The following is a 17,821-nucleotide window of genomic DNA, read 5'->3' as shown; positions in this document are numbered from 1 at the left end:
ATTAAGAATTAATTAATCATTATTCAATAATTTCGTTTTTTTAAGATTAATTAACCCTTTCATTCAAATAATTTATGTTTAAAAGACTACCTATTGCAATGACCATTGTAGTAATGGCATTATTAACAGCTTCTTGTTCTAGCTCAAAAGAGGCGAGTAAATCAAAGGCTAAAGCAGCTCAAACCGCTAAGAAACCGCCAGCAAAAAAAGGAGCTATTCAAGCGTATAGCAAGGTAATTACCAAAGAAGCAAAAACAGATGAAGGTTTGTTTAAGGTTCATGAATTAGATGAAAAGTACTTTTATGAAATTCCAGATTCTTTATTAGAACGTGAAATGTTAATGGTAACACGTATCGCTAAAACGGCATCAGGTATTGGTTTCGGTGGAGGTAAACAAAATACGAAAGTAGTTCGCTGGCAGAAACATGGTAAAAAAATAATAGCAAGAGTAGTTTCCTATTCTGTAGTTGCTTCAGATTCTTTACCAGTGCATGAGGCTGTTGTAAATTCGAATTTTGAACCTATTCTATATACTTTTCCAATCAAAGCTTTTAGCAAAGATTCAACGGCAACCGTTATTGATGTAACTGATTTTTATAACAAAGATGTTAAAGCGTTGGGTTTACCTGATAGGTCTAGAAAACAATATAAAGTATCTCGTTTAGATGCTGATAAATCTTTTATTCAAAGTGTAAAGAGTTACCCAACTAATATTGAAGCGAGGCACGTAAAAACATATATGGCAGGTTCACCTCCATCTAATTCAAGTACCGGTACTATATCTATTGAAATTAATAATTCAATGGTGCTATTGCCAAAAGTGCCAATGAAACGCAGAATGTTCGACGAAAGAGTAGGGTGGTTTACCTCGGGTCAAACAGATTATGGGCTAGAAGCTCAAAAAAGTGATAGAGTTACCTATTTGGATAGATGGAGATTGGAAGTGAAGGATGAAGATATTGAGAAGTTTAAAAGAGGAGAATTGGTTGTTCCAAAAAAACAAATTATTTATTATATTGATAGAGCAACACCGGTAAAATGGAGAAAATATATTAAACAAGGTATTGAAGATTGGCAAGTTGCATTTGAAGCAGCAGGTTTTAAAGAAGCAATTATTGCGAAAGACCCACCAACTGTAGAGGAAGATCCAGAATGGACACCTGAAGATGTACGTTATTCTGTAGTTCGATATTTAGCTTCTCCAATACCAAATGCAAATGGACCTCACGTAAGTGACCCTCGTTCTGGAGAAATTCTTGAATCTGATATCAATTGGTACCATAATGTAATGAGTTTATTAAATGGATGGTTCTTTGTTCAAACCGCTGCCATTAACCCTAATGCTCAAACCGCTGAATTTAAGGATGAGGTTATGGGTGAATTGATAAAATTTGTTTCGTCTCACGAAGTTGGGCATACGCTTGGTTTACCACATAATATGGGGAGTAGTTCTGCATATGCAGTTGACTCTTTAAGATCAAAATCGTTTACTGAAAAATATGGTACAGCACCTTCAATAATGGATTATGCACGTTTTAATTACGTTGCTCAGCCAGAAGATAATGGAGTTGCATTAATGCCAAATATTGGTGTGTATGACAAGTATTCTATTTCTTGGGGATATAGACCTATTTTAGATGCTAAAACTGCGGCAGACGAAAAGAAGACCTTAGATTCATGGATTTTAAAACATGCAGGAGATCCAATGTATCGATTTGGAAAACAACAAAGTGGAGTAATTGATCCGAGTTCTCAAACAGAAGATTTAGGTGATGATGCTATAAAAGCTAGTGATTATGGTATTGCTAATCTTAAGCGAATTGTACCTAATTTGATAAAATGGACAACTAAGCCAGGAGAGAACTACGATGATTTAGAAACGATGTACGGACATGTACTTTCTCAATTTAATCGTTACATGGGCCATGTGACTTCAAATATTGGTGGTGTATATGAATATTATAAAACATCTGACCAAGAAGGGGCAGTATATACTCACGTAGGAAAAGAACGCCAAAAAGAATCATTAAAATTTTTACATAAAAATTTATTTGAAACTCCAAAATGGATGATTGATGCTAATATTTTTAATAAGTTTGAAAGTGCAGGCGTTGTAGAAAGAGTGAGAGGAGTTCAAGCAAGAACCTTAAATAATATTTTAGATTTCGGTAGAATGGCTAGAATGATAGAAAATGAAACGCTAAATGGAACTAAAGCCTATAATTTAGTGGACATGATGCGAGATTTAAGAAGAGGTATTTGGAGCGAAGTTTATAATGGACGTTCAATAGATACTTATAGAAGAAATTTACAACGTGCCTATATTGATAGAATGGAGTATTTAATGAAGAATGAGCAAACTTCTATTCCACCTCAGTTTAGAAGATGGATTTCTAGAACCAATGTAAATGTAAAAGAATCTGATATCAGACCTATTGTAAGGGCAGAGTTAAAAACGTTACAAAGATCGGTAAGATCGTCTGCAGCAAATTCTTCAGGAATGAAAAGAATTCATTTACAAGATGTTGTTGAGAGAATCGAAAATATTTTAGATCCAAAATAATTGAGATTATAGATTATAAAAATCCGGCCTAGGTCGGATTTTTTTTGTTTTAAAAAAATGTCTTATTCTTAATATAGTTTTGTACATTTGCAGCCCAATAAAAAATAAATAAAAAGAGTACATATGAACCGAGCCAACTAAAATCAATTTAAGAACGTTGATTTTTTAAAAGGCGAACAGCATATGACCGATTAAAATAAATAAAAAGAATACATATGAACCGAGCCAACTAAAATCAATTTAAGAACGTTGATTTTTTAAAAGGCGAACAGCATATGACCGTTTAAAATAAATTAAAAGAGTACATATGAACCGAGCCAACTAAAATCAATTTAAAAACGTTGATTTTTTAAAAGGCGAACAGCATATGACCGTTTAAAATAAATAAAAAGAGTACATATGAAAGGAGGTGCGACATTATGCTAATAATTCCAGTAAAAGATGGTGAGAATATCGATAGAGCGTTAAAACGTTTTAAGAGAAAATTTGATAGAACTAAAACTATGAAGCAGTTGCGTGAACGTAAAAACTTTTCGAAACCTTCAGTAGTAAAAAGAGCTCAGATTCAGAAAGCTCAGTATGTTCAGAATATCAGAACAGTAGAAGAGCAAGGTTAGTAATATAAACCTAATAATTTATAGGTATATATTTTACTAAATATAAGTTAAACCGTTAGTAAAAACACTACAGATTTTGTAGCTTTGTTTGCTAACGGTTTTTTTATGTCAATAATCCACTTTATAGATTATCTCACTTCAGAGAAAAAATACTCACCACATACCGTTAGAGCTTATCAAGATGATTTAATGTCTTTTACGTTATTTTGTCAAGAAACATACGATTCAGAACTATTATTAGATGTCAATTATGGTCAAATTAGGTCATGGATTGTAGAAATGGTAAATAAAAATATTTCAAATCGAACAATTAATAGAAAAATAAGTAGTCTAAAAACATATTATAAATTTTTAGTAAAATCGAAACAAATAAAAGAATCTCCATTATTGAGTCATCAAGCATTAAAAGTATCAAAGAAAATGCAGGTTCCTTTTTCTCAAGCTGAAATTGAAGAAGTACTCGCTAATTTAAGTTCAGAAGATACTGATTTTGAGTCCATCCGAAATAAATTAATTGTTGAGTTGTTGTATTCAACGGGAATGCGACGTGCAGAACTTATAGAATTAAACTTAGGTTCTGTGAATTTACACAAAGCAACATTAAAAGTGTTAGGTAAAAGAAATAAGGAAAGATATATTCCATTGTTAGATTCGGTTCAAAAAACACTAACTATTTATCTCACAGAAAGAAAGCAAATGGCTTATGACATTGACTATTTATTTATAACAACAAAGGGCAATAAAATATATCCGAACCTTGTTTATAGAATAATAAATGAGTACTTTAGTAAAGTCTCTTCAAAAGTTAAAAAAAGCCCACATGTTATTCGGCATTCATTTGCAACACATTTATTAAATGAAGGGGCTGATTTGAATTCAGTGAAAGAATTACTAGGGCATTCAAGCTTAGCGTCAACACAAATTTATACGCATAGTAGCTTGAATGAATTAAAAAAAGTTTATAACCAGGCTCATCCAAGGAGCACTAAAACCTAAAATAGATATGAAAGTAAATGTTCAATCCGTAAATTTTAATATAGATAAAAGTTTAAATGATTTTATTCAAACTAAAATTGACAACCTAGAAAAGTATTATGACAAAATAATTGGAGCTGAGGTGTATTTAAAAGTTCAAAACACCAGTGAAAAAGAAAATAAAATAGCTGAAATTAAGATGCTTATCCCTGGTGATGAGCTAATTGTAAAGAAGGAATGTAAAACATTTGAAGAGGCTATTGATTTAATTGCAGAGGCTTTGAGAAGGCAGTTGTGTAAGAAGAAGGAGAAGCAAAGATCACATCATGTGTAATTTTTTAAAAAAAATAGACAGAAAAGTTTTGTAAGAAAAATAAAACTTTATACATTTGCACACCGTAAGAAAAAGCGGTGTGTTTTTTTACACAAAAAGCCGATGTAGCTCAGCTGGCTAGAGCAGCTGATTTGTAATCAGCAGGTCGTGGGTTCGAGTCCCTCCATCGGCTCAATAGTATTGAAATTAGTTCTTTGAATTGAAATTTTTTGGGGAGATACCAAAGTGGCCAACTGGGGCGGACTGTAACTCCGCTGACTACGTCTTCGTAGGTTCGAATCCTACTCTCCCCACTAAAAAATTTCTATTTGTGGTTTTCAAAGCTTATCTTTGTAAATTATAAAGAAAATTCAAAATTTTATTGAAACACCATCTCTATAGTATTGTAGAGTAAAATGCGAGAGTAGCTCAGTTGGTAGAGCGTCAGCCTTCCAAGCTGAATGTCGCCGGTTCGAACCCGGTCTCTCGCTCTAAGCAAATTGGCTTAATAAATTAAGTTATTTTGCTCATTATCTTTGAGTTATGGTTCAGTTTTTTACATTGAATCATATAACCTGATTAGCCGGTGTAGCTCAGGGGTAGAGCGTTTCCTTGGTAAGGAAGAGGTCACGGGTTCAATTCCCGTCATTGGCTCAATAGTAAAGGAAGAATAACTAAATATATATAACTAAGATTTAAAATTAATAATCATGGCAAAAGAAACTTATGACCGTTCCAAACCACACCTAAACATAGGTACAATAGGACACGTAGATCACGGTAAAACAACTTTAACAGCAGCAATTACTAAAGTATTGTCTGATAAAGGATATTCTGAAGCAAAAAATTTCGATCAAATCGATAATGCTCCAGAAGAAAAAGAAAGAGGTATAACGATTAATACATCTCACGTTGAGTATGCAACTTTGAATCGTCATTATGCACACGTTGATTGTCCTGGTCACGCGGATTACGTGAAAAACATGGTTACTGGTGCTGCCCAAATGGATGGTGCTATTTTAGTTGTAGCTGCAACTGATGGTCCTATGCCTCAAACTAGAGAGCATATCTTATTAGGTCGTCAAGTTGGTATTCCAAGAATGGTAGTTTTCTTGAATAAAGTTGATATGGTTGATGACGAAGAGTTATTAGAGCTAGTTGACATGGAAGTTAGAGATTTATTAAACTTCTACGAATATGATGGTGATAATGGGCCAGTTATTTCTGGTTCTGCTTTAGGAGCTTTAAATGGTGAAGAAAAATGGGTAAATTCTGTTATTGAATTAATGGAAGCTGTTGATACTTGGATCGAATTACCAAAACGTGATGTTGATAAGCCTTTCTTGATGCCTGTTGAAGATGTATTTTCAATTACTGGTCGTGGTACTGTAGCAACTGGTCGTATTGAAACTGGTGTTGCAAATACTGGTGACAGTGTTGATATTATTGGTATGGGAGCTGAAAAATTAACTTCTACTGTAACTGGAGTTGAGATGTTCCGTAAAATATTAGATAGAGGTGAAGCTGGTGATAATGTAGGTATCTTATTAAGAGGTATTGAAAAAGAAAGTATCAAAAGGGGTATGGTAATCTGTAAGCCAGGTTCAGTAACTCCACACGATAAATTTAAAGCTGAGGTTTATATCCTTAAGAAAGAAGAAGGTGGACGTCATACTCCATTCCATAATAATTACCGTCCACAGTTCTATGTAAGAACAACTGACGTAACAGGTACTATTAACTTACCTTCTGGTGTAGAGATGGTTATGCCTGGTGATAACTTAACTATTACTGTTGATTTACATCAACCAATTGCAATGAATGTAGGTTTACGTTTTGCAATTCGTGAAGGTGGTAGAACAGTTGGTGCTGGTCAGGTGACTGAAATATTATAAGACACCATTAGTTTTTAGTTAATTATATATATAGGTATAATAGGTGCTCCTTTTTAAGGAGCACCTAATATTCTATACGGGTGTAGCTCAGTTGGTAGAGCACCGGTCTCCAAAACCGGGTGTCGGGAGTTCGAGCCTCTCCGCCCGTGCAATAGTTAAAAAAAATAGTGTTTTCAAAATTCAAGCCTGTCCTGAATAAATTTGATTAGATATTATCACAAAAAATATATATAATGGGTATTGTTACATACATTAAAGAATCTTTTGAAGAGCTAAACCATAAGGTTACCTGGATATCTTTTACAGAAGCTCAAAAATCTACAGTGGTAGTAGCTCTATTTACTGTTTTATTCGCTATAGCAGTTTTTCTTGTTGACAAGACATTTCAGTTAGGTTTAGAACAATATTTTAATCTATTTAATAAATAATATGTCAGATTCTGTAAAGAAATGGTATGTAGTGAGAGCTATTGGAGGTCAAGAAAATAAAGTAAAGACGTATATCGAAAATGAAGTTGCTCGTTTAGGCCTTTCAGATTATGTTGATCAGGTTTTGGTACCTACAGAAAAAGTGATACAAATACGTGCTGGAAAAAAAGTAAATAAAGAAAAAGTTTATTTTCCAGGATATATAATGATTCAAGCTAATTTAACAGGAGAACTTCCTCACGTAATTAAATCGGTTACTGGTGTAATTGGATTTTTAGGTGAAGTAAAAGGTGGAGATCCAGTTCCTTTGAGAAGATCAGAAGTGAACAGAATGTTAGGTAAAGTTGATGAATTAGCGGTGCAGAATGAAAATGTAGCGATTCCTTATATAAAAGGAGAAACAGTTAAAGTTATAGATGGACCATTCAATGGTTTTGATGGTACTATCGAAAATATAAATGAAGAAAAACGTAAACTTGAGGTTATGGTTAAAATCTTTGGAAGAAAAACTCCATTGGAATTGAGCTATATGCAAGTTGAGAAAATATCATAAATGTTACATATTTAAGACTTAATTTAAGTTTCCATTAAATTATTGTCTAAACTAAAGTTTAAAAAATGGCAAAAGAAATTAGTAAGGTTGTAAAATTACAAGTTCGTGGAGGAGCAGCAAACCCTTCACCACCTGTTGGACCTGCTTTGGGTGCTGCCGGGGTTAACATCATGGAGTTTTGTAAGCAGTTTAATGCTAGAACTCAAGATAAACCAGGCAAAGTGTTACCAGTGGCTATTACTGTTTATAAAGACAAGTCTTTTGACTTTGTTGTAAAAACACCACCAGCTGCGGTACAGTTACTTGAAGCTGCGAAAACTAAAAAAGGATCAGGCGAACCAAATCGTAAAAAAGTTGCGACGGTTACTTGGGACCAAATTAGAACCATAGCTGAGGATAAAATGGTTGATTTAAATGCTTTTAAAGTTGAATCAGCAATGAAAATGGTTGCGGGTACAGCAAGATCAATGGGAATAAAAGTTAAAGGAAACGCTCCTGCTTAAACTTTATAATTTTATAAAAAAATGTCGAAATTAACTAAAAATAGAAAAGAAGCTAAGGCAAAAGTAGATGCTACAAAAGCATATTCTTTAGAAGAAGCCTCTGTTTTAGTAAAAGAAATATCTAATGTAAAGTTTGATCCATCTATTGATGTTGCGGTTAGATTAGGAGTAGATCCTAGAAAAGCAAATCAAATGGTTCGTGGTGTAGTTACATTACCACACGGAACAGGTAAAGATGTGAAAGTACTTGCATTAGTAACACCAGATAAAGAAGAGGAAGCCAAAGCGGCGGGTGCTGATTATGTTGGTTTAGATGAATACCTTCAAAAAATTAAAGGAGGATGGACAGATGTTGACGTAATTGTTACAATGCCAAGCGTTATGGGTAAATTAGGACCTTTAGGTAGAGTATTAGGCCCACGTGGTTTAATGCCGAACCCTAAGACTGGTACCGTAACTATGGATGTAGCAAAAGCTGTTGCAGATGTTAAAGGTGGTAAAATTGATTTTAAAGTTGATAAAACTGGAATCATTCATGCTGCTATAGGTAAAGCGTCTTTTGATGCCGAAAAAATTGCTGGTAATGCTCAAGAATTGTTTACAACAATAATGAAGTTAAAACCAACAACATCTAAAGGAATTTATGTAAAAAGTGTCTTTATGTCTAGTACGATGAGTCCTAGTATTCAAATAGATACCAAATCAGTTGTATAGCAAGTTAAAAGTTTAGAAAAATGACTAGAGAACAAAAATCACAAGTAATAGACGACTTAACAAGCCAATTAGCTGATAGTAGCACAATATACCTTGCAGATATTTCAGGCTTAGATGCTTTGAATACTACAAAATTACGTAGAGCTTGTTTTAAAGCGAATGTAAAATTGGAAGTTGTTAAAAACACCTTGCTTACTAAAGCAATGGAAAAATCTGATAAAGATTTTGGAGAATTACCAGAAGTGTTAAAGGGAAATACCTCTATAATGATTTCTGAAGTTAGTAATGCTCCAGCAAAAGTAATTAAAGAATTTCGTAAGAAATCTGACAAACCAGTTCTTAAAGGAGCTTATATTGAAGAGTCAATTTATGTTGGTGATAACCAATTAGATGCTCTTGTTAATATCAAATCTAAAGAAGAGCTTATAGGTGAAGTTATCGGATTGTTACAATCTCCAGCTAAAAATGTTATTGGAGCATTGCAATCAGGTGGTCAGAAATTATCTGGAATCCTTAAGACTTTATCAGAAAAATAAAAAGTACGCACTTATAATCTAAATATTAAAAAATTAAAACAAACAAAAATGGCAGAATTAAAAGATTTCGCAGAACAATTAGTTAACTTAACTGTAAAAGAAGTTAATGAATTGGCTAATATATTAAAAGACGAGTATGGTATTGAGCCTGCAGCAGCTGCAGTAGCAGTAGCAGGACCTGGTGCTGGAGCTGGCGATGATGCAGCTGAAGAGCAATCAGAATTTGACGTAATTTTAAAAGCAGCTGGTGGTTCTAAATTAGCAGTTGTAAAATTAGTTAAAGAATTAACTGGTTTAGGTCTTAAAGATGCTAAGGAATTAGTAGATGGTGCTCCTAAAGCAATTAAAGAAGGAGTTTCTAAAGAAGAAGCTGAAGGTCTTAAAACATCTTTAGAAGAGGCTGGAGCTGAGGTTGAGCTTAAATAAGCTTAACTCCCGAATATCGGGCTAAACAATTAAGGTTTAGGTCATTGCGTGTATGCGTAATTGGCCTAAACCATTTTGCGTATATATTCGTTCTTTAAAGTTCATCATTTTTTATAATTAAAAAATTTCTCCATTGGCAACAAATACAAGTACCGAAAGAGTAAACTTCTCGTCTGCAAAACTTATTACTGATTATCCTGACTTTTTAGATATTCAAGTAAAATCGTTTCAAGATTTTTTTCAGTTAGAAACTAAGGCAGACCAAAGAAGTGACGAAGGTTTATTTAAAACTTTCTCAGATAATTTCCCTATAACTGATACCAGAAATCAATTTGTATTAGAGTTTATAGATTATTTTGTTGATCCGCCAAGATACTCAATTCAAGAATGTATCGAAAGGGGTTTAACGCATAGTGTTCCATTAAAGGCAAGACTTAAATTGTATTGTACTGATCCGGAACATGAGGATTTCGAAACTATTGTACAAGATGTATATTTAGGTACAATTCCTTACATGACACATAGTGGTACGTTTGTTATAAATGGTGCTGAACGTGTTGTGGTTTCTCAATTACACCGTTCTCCAGGGGTTTTCTTCGGTCAATCTTTTCATGCTAATGGTACTAAATTATATTCTGCCAGGGTAATTCCTTTTAAAGGTTCTTGGATAGAATTTGCAACAGATATCAATCAGGTAATGTATGCCTATATTGATAGAAAGAAAAAATTACCTGTTACTACATTATTCCGTGCTATCGGATATGAACGTGATAAGGATATATTAGAAATATTTGATCTTGCTGATGAAATAAAAGTTTCAAAAAGTGGATTGAAAAAAGTTTTAGACAGAAAATTAGCTGCGAGAGTATTGAAAACTTGGCACGAAGATTTTGTTGATGAAGATACCGGTGAAGTTGTATCTATTGAGCGTAATGAGATTATTTTAGATAGAGATACTGTTCTTGAAAAAGAGCATATTGATGAAATACTTGATGCTGGAACTAAAACAATTCTTTTACATAAAGAAGACAATGAAATGGGTGATTATGCTATAATCCATAACACCTTACAAAAAGATCCTACAAACTCTGAAAAAGAAGCTGTAGAACATATATACCGTCAATTACGTAATGCTGAGCCGCCAGATTATGAGACAGCAAAAGGTATTATAAATAAACTATTCTTTTCTGAACAACGTTACAATTTAGGTGAAGTTGGTCGTTATAGAATGAATAAAAAATTAGGTTTAGACATTGATATTGAAGAACGTGTCTTAACTAAAATTGATATTATTACTATTATCAAGAATTTAATCAAATTGGTTAATTCTAAAGCGGAAGTTGATGATATTGATCACTTATCTAACCGTCGTGTAAGAACTGTTGGAGAGCAGTTGGCAAGTCAGTTTGGTGTTGGTCTTTCTCGTATGGCTCGTACCATTAGAGAACGTATGAATGTTCGTGATAATGAGGTGTTTACACCTATTGATTTGATTAATGCAAAAACATTATCATCTGTAATTAATTCGTTTTTTGGAACGAATCAATTATCTCAATTTATGGATCAAACGAATCCATTGGCTGAGATTACACATAAAAGAAGATTATCAGCATTAGGACCTGGAGGTTTATCTAGAGAAAGAGCTGGTTTTGAGGTGCGTGATGTTCACTATACTCATTATGGTCGTCTTTGTCCAATTGAAACTCCTGAGGGTCCGAATATTGGATTGATTTCTTCACTAGCTGTATATGCAAAAGTGAATAATCTAGGGTTTATTGAAACTCCATATCGTGAAGTAGTTGAAGGTAAAATTGACATTACTAAAACGCCTATTTATTTAAGTGCAGAAGAAGAAGAAGGTAAAAAAATTGCCCAATCTAATTTAGATTTAGATGATGAAGGTAGAATAGAATTAGAAAAAGTTGTAGCAAGAGAAGAAGGTGATTTTCCTTTAGTAACTCCAGAAGAAGTTAACTATATGGATGTTTCTCCTAATCAAATTTCTTCAATATCAGCTTCTTTGATTCCGTTCTTAGAACATGATGATGCCAACCGTGCGTTAATGGGATCGAATATGATGCGTCAGGCAGTTCCATTGATGAGACCTGAATCTCCAATTGTAGGTACAGGTTTAGAACGTAGAGTAGCAACCGATTCGAGAATTCTTATCAATGCCGAAGGTAATGGTGTTGTAGAATATGTAGATTCTGATAAAGTTACTATTAGATATGACAGAACAGAAGAGGAGAGATTAGTAAGTTTTACTGAAGATAGTAAAACCTATAATCTTATAAAATTTAGAAAAACAAATCAAGGTACCTCTATAAACTTACATCCTATTGTAACCAAAGGAGATAAAGTTGCTAAAGGTCAAGTGCTTTGTGAAGGTTATGCAACCGAAAAAGGCGAATTAGCTTTAGGTAGAAATATGAAAGTAGCCTTTATGCCTTGGAAAGGGTATAACTTTGAGGATGCAATCGTAATTTCTGAAAGAGTTGTTCGTGAAGATATTTTCACTTCTATTCATATTGATGAATATTCTCTAGATGTTAGAGATACTAAATTAGGTGCTGAAGAATTAACAAATGATATTCCAAATGTTAGTGAAGAAGCTACTAAAGATTTAGATGAAAATGGAATGATAAGAATTGGTGCTGAAATTAAACCAGGCGATATTCTTATTGGTAAAATTACTCCAAAAGGAGAATCTGATCCAACTCCAGAAGAAAAATTATTACGAGCTATATTTGGTGATAATGCAGGTGATGTTAAGGATGCTTCTTTAAAAGCTTCTCCATCATTGAACGGTGTTGTTATCGATAAAAAATTATTCCAAAGAACAATTAAGGATAAAGCAAAAAGAAGCCAAGATAAAGAAGATATTGCAAAGTTAGAGGCTGAATTTACCCTTAAGTTTGATGATATTAGAGAACGTTTAATTGATAAACTTTTTAGTCTTGTTAATGGTAAAACAGCTCAAGGTGTATTAAATGATTTAGGTGAAGAAGTTTTCCCTAAAGGAAAAAAATATACGTTGAAAATGTTAAATGCAATTAGCAATTTTGAGTATTTAACAAAAGGTACTTGGACAACTGATGATCATTTAAATAAATTGATTACTGAATTAATTCACAACTATAAAATTACAGTGAATGATATTCAAGGGTCATTACGTAGAGAGAAATTTACAATTACAGTAGGTGATGAATTACCTGCAGGTATTGTAAAACTTGCTAAAGTTTATATTGCGAAAAAACGTAAACTTAAAGTGGGAGATAAAATGGCGGGTCGTCACGGTAATAAAGGTATTGTAGCTCGTATTGTACGTGCAGAAGATATGCCTTTCTTAGAAGATGGAACTCCTGTTGATATCGTTTTAAATCCATTAGGTGTACCTTCTCGTATGAATATTGGACAAATTTATGAAACAGTGTTAGGTTGGGCTGGTCAGAAATTAAATCAAAAATATGCAACACCAATTTTTGATGGTGCTAGTATTGATCAAATTACTGAATTAACCAATAAAGCAGGTGTACCAGAATTTGGACATACATACTTATATGATGGTGGTACAGGTGAGCGTTTTGATCAACCAGCAACAGTAGGTGTAATTTATATGATTAAATTAGGTCATATGATTGAAGATAAAATGCATGCACGTTCTATTGGACCATATTCATTAATTACACAACAACCATTAGGTGGTAAAGCACAATTTGGTGGTCAACGTTTTGGTGAGATGGAAGTTTGGGCATTAGAAGCTTATGGAGCATCTGCTACATTAAGAGAAATCTTAACTGTAAAATCGGATGATGTATTAGGTAGAGCCAAAACTTACGAATCTATCGTAAAAGGAGAACCAATGCCAGAACCTGGTTTACCAGAGTCGTTTAATGTATTAATGCACGAGTTAAAAGGACTTGGCTTAGACGTTAGATTAGAGGAATAACAATCAAACTGTGGAGTTTCGACTCCACAGTTTTACAATACATTTTTACATTTTAATTGATTGCATAATATATCATGGCAAAACAAAAAGAAAAATACACTGTAAAAAAATTCAATAAAATTTCTATTGGTTTGGCTTCGCCAGAATCAATTTTAGAGAAATCTAGAGGGGAAGTTTTAAAACCAGAAACCATAAATTATCGTACACATAAACCAGAGAGAGATGGTTTATTTTGTGAGCGTATTTTTGGCCCTATAAAAGATTATGAGTGTGCTTGTGGTAAGTACAAGAGAATTAGATATAAAGGAATTATTTGTGACCGTTGTGGAGTAGAGGTAACGGAAAAGAAAGTTCGTAGAGATAGAGTAGGTCATATTAATTTAGTAGTGCCTATTGCACATATTTGGTATTTTAGATCATTGCCAAATAAAATGGGTTATTTATTAGGATTGCCTTCTAAGAAATTAGATATGATTATTTACTACGAACGTTATGTAGTAATTCAACCCGGTAATGCTAAGAATGCAGAAGGAGAGTCTTTAGAGAAAATGGACTTCCTAACTGAAGAGGAGTATTTGGATATTTTAGAATCTCTACCTCAAGATAATCAATATTTAGATGATTCTGACCCTACTAAGTTTATCGCTAAAATGGGTGCGGAATGTTTAATTGAGTTATTATCTAGAATAGATTTAGATTCTTTATCTTATGAATTAAGACATAAAGCAAATACTGAAACTTCTAAACAACGTAAAACAGAAGCTTTAAAAAGGTTAAATGTTGTTGAGGCTTTTAGAGATGCAAATTTAAATAGAGAAAATAAGCCAGAATGGATGATTATGAAGGTGGTACCAGTTATTCCACCAGAATTACGTCCGTTAGTGCCATTAGATGGTGGTCGTTTTGCGACTTCAGATTTAAATGATTTATACCGTCGTGTAATCATTAGAAACAACCGTTTAAAAAGATTGATGGAGATTAAAGCTCCTGAAGTTATTTTACGTAATGAGAAACGTATGTTACAAGAATCTGTAGATTCATTGTTTGATAACACACGTAAGTCATCTGCAGTAAAAACAGAATCAAATAGACCTTTGAAATCATTATCTGATTCATTGAAAGGTAAACAAGGTCGTTTCCGTCAAAACTTATTGGGTAAACGTGTTGATTATTCTGCACGTTCGGTAATTGTTGTTGGACCAGAATTGAAATTATTTGAATGTGGATTGCCTAAAGATATGGCAGCTGAATTATACAAGCCTTTTGTAATTAGAAAATTAATTGAAAGAGGTATTGTAAAAACAGTAAAATCTGCAAAGAAAATTATAGATAAAAGAGAACCTGTAGTTTGGGATATTTTAGAGAATGTTTTAAAAGGACATCCTGTATTATTGAACCGTGCTCCAACATTACACCGTTTAGGTATTCAAGCTTTTCAACCAAAATTAATTGAGGGTAAAGCTATACAATTACACCCACTTGTGTGTACTGCATTTAATGCGGATTTTGATGGGGATCAAATGGCGGTGCATTTACCATTAGGACCAGAAGCTATTTTAGAATGTCAATTGTTAATGTTGGCTTCACATAGTATTTTGAATCCAGCAAATGGTTCACCAATTACAGTACCATCTCAGGATATGGTTTTGGGTCTATACTATATGACCAAAGAGCGTAAAACGGATGAAACTTATACCGTTAAAGGAGAGGGAACTACTTTTTATTCTCCAGAGGAAGTAAATATAGCTTTTAATGAAAAGAAAGTAGATCTTAATGCAGGAATTAAAGTAAGAACTAAAGACTTTAATGAAAATGGAGAATTAACGACACAAATTGTTACAACAACAGTTGGTAGAGTTTTATTTAACGAGGTAGTACCTGAAGCAGCTGGTTATGTAAATGAAGTATTGACGAAAAAATCACTTAGAGATATCATTGGTCGTATATTAAAAGTGACTAATGTTCCTACTACAGGAGAATTTTTGGATGCAATCAAAGGAATGGGATATCATTTCTCATTTAAAGGTGGTTTATCATTTAGTTTAGGAGATATTATTATCCCTAAAGAAAAAGCTTCAATGATTGATGCTGCTAATGAGCAAGTAGATACTATTTCTGCTAGTTATAATATGGGGATGTTAACAAATAAAGAACGTTATAATCAAGTAATTGATATTTGGAGTTCTACAAACAATAAGTTAACAGAACTGTCAATGAAACGTTTGAGAGAAGACCAACAAGGGTTTAACTCGGTATTTATGATGCTTGACTCTGGTGCAAGGGGTTCTAAAGAACAAATTCGTCAGTTAACAGGTATGCGTGGATTGATGGCAAAACCTAAAAAATCAACTGCTGGTGGTGGAGAAATTATTGAAAATCCAATTCTTTCTAATTTTAAGGAAGGATTATCAATTTTAGAATACTTTATATCTACTCACGGTGCTCGTAAAGGACTAGCAGATACCGCTTTAAAAACGGCAGATGCAGGTTATTTAACACGTCGTTTGGTTGATGTTTCACAAGATGTTATTGTTAATGAACACGATTGTGGTACATTAAGAGGTCTTGAGATTTTCCCATTAAAGAAAAATGAAGAAATTGTAGAATCTTTAGGAGAGCGTATATTTGGTAGAACTTCTTTAAACAATATTAGAAATCCTTTAACGGATGAGATTGTTGTTGGTGAAGGTGAACAAATTAGTGAAGAGGTTGTTGCTCTTATTGAGTCTTTACCAATTGAAAGTGTTGAAGTACGTTCAGCATTAACATGTGAAGCTACAAGAGGTATTTGTGCAAAATGTTATGGTAATAGTTTATCTACTCGTAATATGGTACAAATAGGTGAGGCTGTTGGTGTAATTGCTGCACAATCTATTGGAGAACCTGGTACACAGTTAACCTTACGTACTTTTCACGTGGGTGGTATTGCAGGAAACATTTCAGAAGAGAATAAATTAACTGCTAAGTTCGATGGAGCGGTTGAGATTGAAGACTTGAACACAGTTGAAGGTCTTGATAATGATGGAAATAAAGCGGATATTGTAATTTCTAGAACATCAGAAATTAAAATTATAGATAAGAAAACAGGTATTACTTTAAGTACTAATAATATTCCTTATGGTTCTTACCTATCAGTAAAAGATGCTAAAACGATTAAAAAAGGAGATGTTATTTGTCAATGGGATCCTTATAATGGTGTAATTGTATCTGAATTTAAAGGTAAAATCGGATTTGAAAATATAGATCAAGGTATTACTTATGTGGTTGAAATCGATGAACAAACAGGTCACCAAGAAAAAGTAATTTCTGAATCTAAGAATAAAAAAGTAGTTCCTACTTTATTAATTTTAGATGCTAAGGGTGAAACGATGAGATCATACAGTTTACCTGTAGGAGCTCACTTAATGGTTGAAGAAGGAGAGAAAATTGATGCTGGTAAAGTATTGGTTAAAATACCTAGAAGATCTGGTAAAGCGGGTGATATTACGGGTGGTTTACCAAGAGTAACAGAATTATTTGAAGCTCGTAACCCTTCTAACCCTTCTGTAGTATCAGAAATTGATGGTGTGGTTTCATTTGGTAAAATTAAGCGTGGTAACCGTGAGATTATTGTTGAGTCTAAATTAGGTGATATTAGAAAATATTTAGTAAAACTTTCTAATCAGATCTTAGTTCAAGAGAATGACTTTATTAAAGCAGGTATGGCATTGTCTGATGGAGCTGTAACTCCAACTGATATTTTAAATATTAAAGGACCTGGTGCTGTTCAAGAATATTTGGTAAACGAAATTCAAGAAGTATATAGACTACAGGGTGTGAAGATTAATGATAAACACTTTGAAGTTGTTGTTCGTCAAATGATGCGTAAAGTTAGAATTATTGATTCTGGAGATACTATCTTCTTAGAAAATCAATTGATTCATAAAAATGACTTTATTCATGAAAATGATGAAATTTACGGAATGAAAGTTGTTGAAGATGAAGGTGATTCTGAAAACCTAAAACTAGGTATGATTGTTTCATCGCGTAAATTAAGAGATGAAAATTCTATTCTACGTAGAGCTGATAAAAACTTAGTAGTAGCAAGAGAGGCAATTCCTGCAACAGCAGAACCGATCTTACAAGGTATTACAAGAGCATCGTTACAAACGAAATCATTTATTTCAGCTGCATCTTTCCAAGAGACAACTAAAGTATTAAACGAAGCTGCAGTAAGTGGTAAAGTAGATACCTTAGAAGGATTGAAAGAAAATGTAATTGTTGGTAAGAGAATTCCAGCAGGTACAGGTATGCGTATGTATGATCACATGATTGTTGGTTCTAAAGCAGAAATGGAAGAGAATTAATT

General features: G+C 33.3%; 13 protein-coding genes and 5 tRNA genes. All 18 read left to right on the top strand.

The window, feature by feature from the left end; genetic code table 11:
- Positions 1-74: 74 nt before the first annotated feature.
- The 18 genes from JBL43_RS03070 to rpoC all read left to right on the top strand — a co-directional run bounded on the left by JBL43_RS03070 (position 75) and on the right by rpoC (position 17,819).
- Positions 75-2,564, top strand: coding sequence for a zinc-dependent metalloprotease (locus JBL43_RS03070; protein WP_198839988.1), 2,490 nt, complete (start codon positions 75-77; stop codon positions 2,562-2,564).
- 419 nt (positions 2,565-2,983) lie between these two features.
- Positions 2,984-3,181, top strand: coding sequence for a 30S ribosomal protein S21 (gene rpsU, locus JBL43_RS03065; protein WP_117883605.1), 198 nt, complete (start codon positions 2,984-2,986; stop codon positions 3,179-3,181).
- Positions 3,182-3,286: 105 nt separating this feature from the next.
- Positions 3,287-4,177 (top strand): tyrosine-type recombinase/integrase, encoded by an 891-nt coding sequence (locus tag JBL43_RS03060; RefSeq protein ID WP_198839987.1) that lies wholly within the window; start codon positions 3,287-3,289, stop codon positions 4,175-4,177.
- 7 nt (positions 4,178-4,184) lie between these two features.
- Positions 4,185-4,490 carry a ribosome hibernation-promoting factor, HPF/YfiA family gene (gene hpf, locus JBL43_RS03055; protein WP_198839986.1) on the top strand — a complete coding sequence of 102 codons (306 nt, stop codon included), beginning with the start codon at positions 4,185-4,187 and terminating at the stop codon, positions 4,488-4,490.
- 98 nt (positions 4,491-4,588) lie between these two features.
- Positions 4,589-4,662: transfer RNA gene (locus tag JBL43_RS03050), tRNA-Thr, on the top strand.
- A 39-nt stretch (positions 4,663-4,701) separates the two neighbouring features.
- Positions 4,702-4,783 (top strand) — tRNA-Tyr (locus tag JBL43_RS03045).
- A gap of 104 nt (positions 4,784-4,887) precedes the next feature.
- Positions 4,888-4,960: transfer RNA gene (locus JBL43_RS03040), tRNA-Gly, on the top strand.
- A gap of 91 nt (positions 4,961-5,051) precedes the next feature.
- Positions 5,052-5,123 (top strand) — tRNA-Thr (locus JBL43_RS03035).
- Positions 5,124-5,179: 56 nt separating this feature from the next.
- Positions 5,180-6,364 carry an elongation factor Tu gene (gene tuf / locus JBL43_RS03030; protein WP_198839985.1) on the top strand — a complete coding sequence of 395 codons (1,185 nt, stop codon included), beginning with the start codon at positions 5,180-5,182 and terminating at the stop codon, positions 6,362-6,364.
- Between the two features lie 76 nt (positions 6,365-6,440).
- Positions 6,441-6,513: transfer RNA gene (locus tag JBL43_RS03025), tRNA-Trp, on the top strand.
- A gap of 84 nt (positions 6,514-6,597) precedes the next feature.
- On the top strand, positions 6,598-6,792 hold the full coding sequence (gene secE, locus JBL43_RS03020; protein ID WP_138950527.1) for a preprotein translocase subunit SecE: 195 nt from the start codon (positions 6,598-6,600) through the stop codon (positions 6,790-6,792).
- A 1-nt stretch (position 6,793) separates the two neighbouring features.
- Positions 6,794-7,345, top strand: coding sequence for a transcription termination/antitermination protein NusG (nusG, locus tag JBL43_RS03015; RefSeq protein WP_117883600.1), 552 nt, complete (start codon positions 6,794-6,796; stop codon positions 7,343-7,345).
- A gap of 65 nt (positions 7,346-7,410) precedes the next feature.
- Positions 7,411-7,848: a 50S ribosomal protein L11 gene (gene rplK, locus JBL43_RS03010; protein WP_117883599.1), complete on the top strand. Its 438-nt coding sequence runs from the start codon at positions 7,411-7,413 to the stop codon at positions 7,846-7,848.
- Positions 7,849-7,869: 21 nt separating this feature from the next.
- Complete coding sequence (rplA, locus tag JBL43_RS03005) at positions 7,870-8,562, top strand: 50S ribosomal protein L1 (protein WP_198839984.1); 693 nt, start codon at positions 7,870-7,872, stop codon at positions 8,560-8,562.
- A 20-nt stretch (positions 8,563-8,582) separates the two neighbouring features.
- Positions 8,583-9,098: a 50S ribosomal protein L10 gene (gene rplJ, locus JBL43_RS03000; RefSeq protein WP_198839983.1), complete on the top strand. Its 516-nt coding sequence runs from the start codon at positions 8,583-8,585 to the stop codon at positions 9,096-9,098.
- A gap of 48 nt (positions 9,099-9,146) precedes the next feature.
- A complete protein-coding gene (gene rplL / locus JBL43_RS02995; protein ID WP_117883596.1) occupies positions 9,147-9,524 on the top strand; it encodes a 50S ribosomal protein L7/L12 in 378 nt (125 codons plus the stop codon).
- Positions 9,525-9,657: 133 nt separating this feature from the next.
- Complete coding sequence (gene rpoB / locus JBL43_RS02990; RefSeq protein WP_138950523.1) at positions 9,658-13,473, top strand: DNA-directed RNA polymerase subunit beta; 3,816 nt, start codon at positions 9,658-9,660, stop codon at positions 13,471-13,473.
- A 74-nt stretch (positions 13,474-13,547) separates the two neighbouring features.
- Complete coding sequence (gene rpoC / locus JBL43_RS02985; protein WP_198839982.1) at positions 13,548-17,819, top strand: DNA-directed RNA polymerase subunit beta'; 4,272 nt, start codon at positions 13,548-13,550, stop codon at positions 17,817-17,819.
- The last annotated feature ends 2 nt before the right edge of the window (positions 17,820-17,821 follow it).

The sequence above is a fragment of the Aureibaculum flavum genome, assembly GCF_016406085.1.
GTDB lineage: Bacteria > Bacteroidota > Bacteroidia > Flavobacteriales > Flavobacteriaceae > Aureibaculum > Aureibaculum flavum.
This window is presented reverse-complemented; position numbering and strand designations above follow the sequence as displayed.

Coding starts and splice junctions, on each gene's coding strand:
- tuf (WP_198839985.1), top strand. CDS start 5,180: ATGGCAAAAGAAACTTATGACCGTTCCAAACCACACCTAAACATAGGT.
- rplA (WP_198839984.1), top strand. CDS start 7,870: ATGTCGAAATTAACTAAAAATAGAAAAGAAGCTAAGGCAAAAGTAGAT.
- rplJ (WP_198839983.1), top strand. CDS start 8,583: ATGACTAGAGAACAAAAATCACAAGTAATAGACGACTTAACAAGCCAA.
- hpf (WP_198839986.1), top strand. CDS start 4,185: ATGAAAGTAAATGTTCAATCCGTAAATTTTAATATAGATAAAAGTTTA.
- JBL43_RS03070 (WP_198839988.1), top strand. CDS start 75: ATGTTTAAAAGACTACCTATTGCAATGACCATTGTAGTAATGGCATTA.
- rpoC (WP_198839982.1), top strand. CDS start 13,548: ATGGCAAAACAAAAAGAAAAATACACTGTAAAAAAATTCAATAAAATT.
- secE (WP_138950527.1), top strand. CDS start 6,598: ATGGGTATTGTTACATACATTAAAGAATCTTTTGAAGAGCTAAACCAT.
- rplL (WP_117883596.1), top strand. CDS start 9,147: ATGGCAGAATTAAAAGATTTCGCAGAACAATTAGTTAACTTAACTGTA.
- rplK (WP_117883599.1), top strand. CDS start 7,411: ATGGCAAAAGAAATTAGTAAGGTTGTAAAATTACAAGTTCGTGGAGGA.
- nusG (WP_117883600.1), top strand. CDS start 6,794: ATGTCAGATTCTGTAAAGAAATGGTATGTAGTGAGAGCTATTGGAGGT.
- rpsU (WP_117883605.1), top strand. CDS start 2,984: ATGCTAATAATTCCAGTAAAAGATGGTGAGAATATCGATAGAGCGTTA.
- JBL43_RS03060 (WP_198839987.1), top strand. CDS start 3,287: ATGTCAATAATCCACTTTATAGATTATCTCACTTCAGAGAAAAAATAC.